Origin of the sequence: Methanoculleus sp. UBA413 (genome assembly GCF_002502935.1) — an archaeon.
Classification (GTDB): Archaea; Halobacteriota; Methanomicrobia; order Methanomicrobiales; family Methanoculleaceae; genus Methanoculleus; species Methanoculleus bourgensis.
On sequence record NZ_DAQR01000078.1, the window covers coordinates 31,320 to 34,740 of the forward strand.

At 61.5% G+C, this 3,421-nt stretch carries 5 protein-coding genes; 1 reads left to right on the forward strand and 4 read right to left on the reverse strand.

Annotated elements, in window-relative coordinates:
* The first annotated feature begins 61 nt into the window (after positions 1-61).
* Positions 62-793, forward strand: coding sequence for a DUF1614 domain-containing protein (locus BP858_RS06145; protein WP_048105195.1), 732 nt, complete (start codon positions 62-64; stop codon positions 791-793).
* An 80-nt stretch (positions 794-873) separates the two neighbouring features.
* Here the strand turns inward: BP858_RS06145 and BP858_RS06150 are convergent, their stop codons facing one another.
* The 4 genes from BP858_RS06150 to BP858_RS06165 all read right to left on the reverse strand — a co-directional run bounded on the left by BP858_RS06150 (position 874) and on the right by BP858_RS06165 (position 3,224).
* Positions 874-1,146, reverse strand: a complete 273-nt coding sequence (locus tag BP858_RS06150; RefSeq protein WP_014867545.1) for a type II toxin-antitoxin system RelE family toxin — start codon at positions 1,144-1,146, stop codon at positions 874-876.
* Entirely contained in the window at positions 1,143-1,373 is a 231-nt protein-coding gene (locus BP858_RS06155) for a DUF7557 family protein (RefSeq protein ID WP_014867546.1), read from the reverse strand. The genes BP858_RS06150 and BP858_RS06155 overlap by 4 nt, the downstream gene beginning before the upstream one ends.
* 209 nt (positions 1,374-1,582) lie before the next feature.
* The gene (locus tag BP858_RS06160; protein ID WP_286879119.1) at positions 1,583-2,407 is read right to left on the reverse strand and encodes a TIM barrel protein; all 825 of its coding nucleotides are present in this window, start codon (positions 2,405-2,407) and stop codon (positions 1,583-1,585) included.
* The gene (locus BP858_RS06165; protein ID WP_286879120.1) at positions 2,400-3,224 is read right to left on the reverse strand and encodes a TIM barrel protein; all 825 of its coding nucleotides are present in this window, start codon (positions 3,222-3,224) and stop codon (positions 2,400-2,402) included. Before BP858_RS06165 ends, BP858_RS06160 begins: the two co-directional genes overlap by 8 nt.
* Between the last annotated feature and the right edge of the window lie 197 nt (positions 3,225-3,421).

The following is a 3,421-nucleotide window of genomic DNA, read 5'->3' on the forward strand; positions in this document are numbered from 1 at the left end:
GCCGCGATCGTCTGCTCCCGCCGGGGATAATATATATTAGATGCGGGGCGAACTCTTCCGTATGGACCGGGTAGTCTTCAACCCCTTCTCCCCCTTGATGCTCCTCTTCCTCTTCGGGCTGCTCATACTCTTTGGGCTTGCTATCATCCTCTTTCCGATCCTCTTCCTGACTGCGATCGGGGCGACGTTCACGAAACTCGGGTTCTCCTGGCGGGAGGCGCTCCTGATCCTCGTCCTGACGCTTGCCGGGAGTTTCATCAATATCCCGGTCAGGACGCTCGAGAGCCGGGCTGCACCGGCGTATGACCGCTACGTCGCGATGTACGGGCGGCTCTACCGGATCCCGCAGCCGGTGCGCCGGACGGTCCTTGCGGTCAACGTCGGCGGGGCTCTCATCCCGCTTGCGATATCGCTCTACCTGCTCTATGACTCGGTCGTGCTCACCGGAGGCTACCTGCTGCTCGAACTTGCGCTTGCCGGGGTGGCGGTCGTGACGGTCGTCACGAAGTTAGTCGCCCAGCCGGTGCCCGGCCTCGGGATCGCGACGCCGTTCTTCATACCGCCGCTTGCGGCGCTCTTTGCGGCGCTGATTCTCTCGCTCTTTGCGGGCGGGGTTCCTGAGGCGGCGGTGATCATCGCCTACGTGAGCGGGACGCTCGGGACCCTGATCGGGGCCGACCTCCTCAACCTCAACCATATCGCGGAACTGGGAGCGCCGATGGCGAGTATCGGCGGGGCGGGGACGTTTGATGGGATATTTCTCTCCGGGGTCATCGCGGCGCTTCTGGCGTAGAGGGCGGGGCTAAAAAAGGGTAGTTATTCCCTGTAGATCCTTGAGGAGATAGAGGTTTTCTGGTCCTCTCTTTTGCAGGGTCAGTACTTCCGGTAGATTTTGCTTCGATTTCCGACCTCTATTACGGTGATAACCATCGTATTACCCTCGATTACGAGAATTACCCGATACTGTCCCACACGAAGAGAGTACACCGGAGTGCTCTGGTGTCCTTTCAGTTTCTTAACGTGAGATTGAGGATGCGGCTCGTCTGCCAGAGCATAGAGCTCATCTTTAATCCGTTGGGCGTCAGGATCCGGGATCTTGTTGAAATCTCGCTCGGCACCCGGTAGAATGATCAGTCGCCAGATCATTCAAGGCCCCGTTCCCGAACAACCTCCTCGAAGGGGCGACCCCGACCAGCTCGTATGTCTGCAATCCCCTCCTCGATCTTTTTCAAGGTCTCTTCGCTTAATGGTTCTGGGTCATATGCCATGTCCAGAAGGCGGTTCAGTGCCTCGTCATAACTCTCCCGGGGGTGGATTTTCATGTCATCCAGGCGGGACTTTGTCTCTGGCCGAAGCTGGATTGTCGTAACCATAGTTACCCATAGGTGACTATGGAGTATAAGGATTTCCGTGGATGAAATGTACCTTCTCGAATCCCTGAACGGTCCTCATTCGCTCAAGTGCATGCCGGACAAAATGATTCACCTACTCATCACCCCGGGGCGTGCCCGGTTTTAGATGGGATCGCTCCCGCATCAACATATTCCCGCGGCGGGGGCGGGACCGGGCTTCCCGGAGAATCCTATCTCCGGTAGATCGCATCAAAGACCGCGACCTGCGAAGCGTAGAACCCGGCGGGTTTGCGGTACTCGAGGCTCACCGGGACTTCGGGGCGAGCCCGGATGCACCGCACGACCTCGTGGAACGGGAGCCCGCCGCCGGGGTGGTCGAGCGGGAGGTGGCGGTCGGCAATGGAGCCATCTTCAGTGTTTGAGAGGTGGAAGTGGCGGATGTTGAGCGCCCGGAAGGGTTCGAGGGCCTCGGGGTAGGGGATTTTGAGGTAGTTTGCAGCACAGTAGAGGTGCGCAAAGTCGAGGCAGAACCGCGTTATCTTCCCGCCGGCGAGGGTTGTGAGTTCCTCGGCCGTGGTCCCAAGCATTGGGCGGCCCCGGAAGACCGCCGGGAGGTTTTCGAGGGTGAAGCGGGGGTCGAAGTGGCGGTCGAGGAACCGGGAGAACTCATCCAGAGCGGCGGAGCGTCCTCCCGGTTCGTACCACCCCGCGTGGATGATGATCGTCTCTGCACCGAGGGCGTCTGCGGCCTCGAGGGTCTGGTTCATGGCCTGCTCGATATGCTTCTTGATCTCGGTGAGCGGCCGGTCGTTATAGGCCGCCGGGGCGCAGGGGTTCACCCCGTGGCCGTGGTGGGGTGCGTGGACGGTCGCCGGGATGCCGGACGCAGCGATTGCCGCGAGGTCCTGGCTGAAGGTCTTTCCCGGGATGACCCTGACCTGGATGTGGTCGATACACCCGCTGGCGTGGAGGGCTGCAAACCCCCTGAGGAGTGCGGTGTCTGTCGTCCTCAGGGTGGCCCCGATGCGATACGGCCGGGGTTTACTCTCAGGCATGGTCCTCCCAGAGCCCGGCAAAGACCCGAACTTGCCGGGCGTAGATCTCCGGGGCGTCCTCCTTGTACTCGAGCGTCGTCGGAATAGTCTTGTGCTGCCGGAGCCGGGCAAAGACCGCCGCAAGATCGAGGCCGCCGTCGGGGTGGTCGAGTTCGAGGTGCTCGTCGGTGATCGAGCCGCGTCGTATGTTTGAGAGGTGGTGGAGGGTTACATTGAGGGACTCAAACCGCTCCAGTTCCTCAGCGAACGAGAGGCGGCGGTGGTTTGTGGTGCAGGCGAGGTGGGGGAAGTCGAGGCAGAATCGGGTGATCCTCCCGCCGGCGAGTGCCGCGAGTTCGCGGGCGTCGTTGCCGAGCAGGGGGTAGCCGGCGTAGACCGAAGGCAGGTTTTCGAGGGTGATCCTGGGATCGAAGTAGCAGTCGAGGAACCGGGGGAACTCATTCAGGGCAGCAGCGTGCTCCCCAGGAAGGTACCTTCCCGCGTGGAGGACGATCGTCTCCGCGCCGAGGGTGTCTGCGGCCTCGAAGGTCTGGGTCATGGCCTGTTCGATATGCTTCTTGATCTCGGTGAGCGGCCGGTCGTCGTAGGCCGCCGGGGCGCAGGGGTTCACCCCGTGGCTGTGGTGGGGTGCGTGGATGACGGCAGGAATCCCGGTCGCGGCGACTGCCGCAAGGTGTTCTTCGAAGGTGGGCCGGGGCAGGGGGACGGCCTGGACCTGGATGTGGTCGATCGCGCGCTCTTTGTAGAGCCCTGCGAGCAGCGCGAGTGTTGTTTCGTCATCGAGCCGCACGGTGCAGCCGAGGTTATAGTCAGCCAATAGTATGTCACCTCTCAATGGTGTGTGGTGCCGCAATCACCATCAGGATACCGGGGGAAGCGGGGTTCCAGGGAGTCCGGGTTGCCTTGCGCGAGACTGGATCTTCGTCCACACCCCGGGGTTACCTCTCGCGTCCTTCGCGGTTTCGCGTGATTTTTTAGTATTGGGGGAACAATGTCTCACGCGAAGGGCGCGAA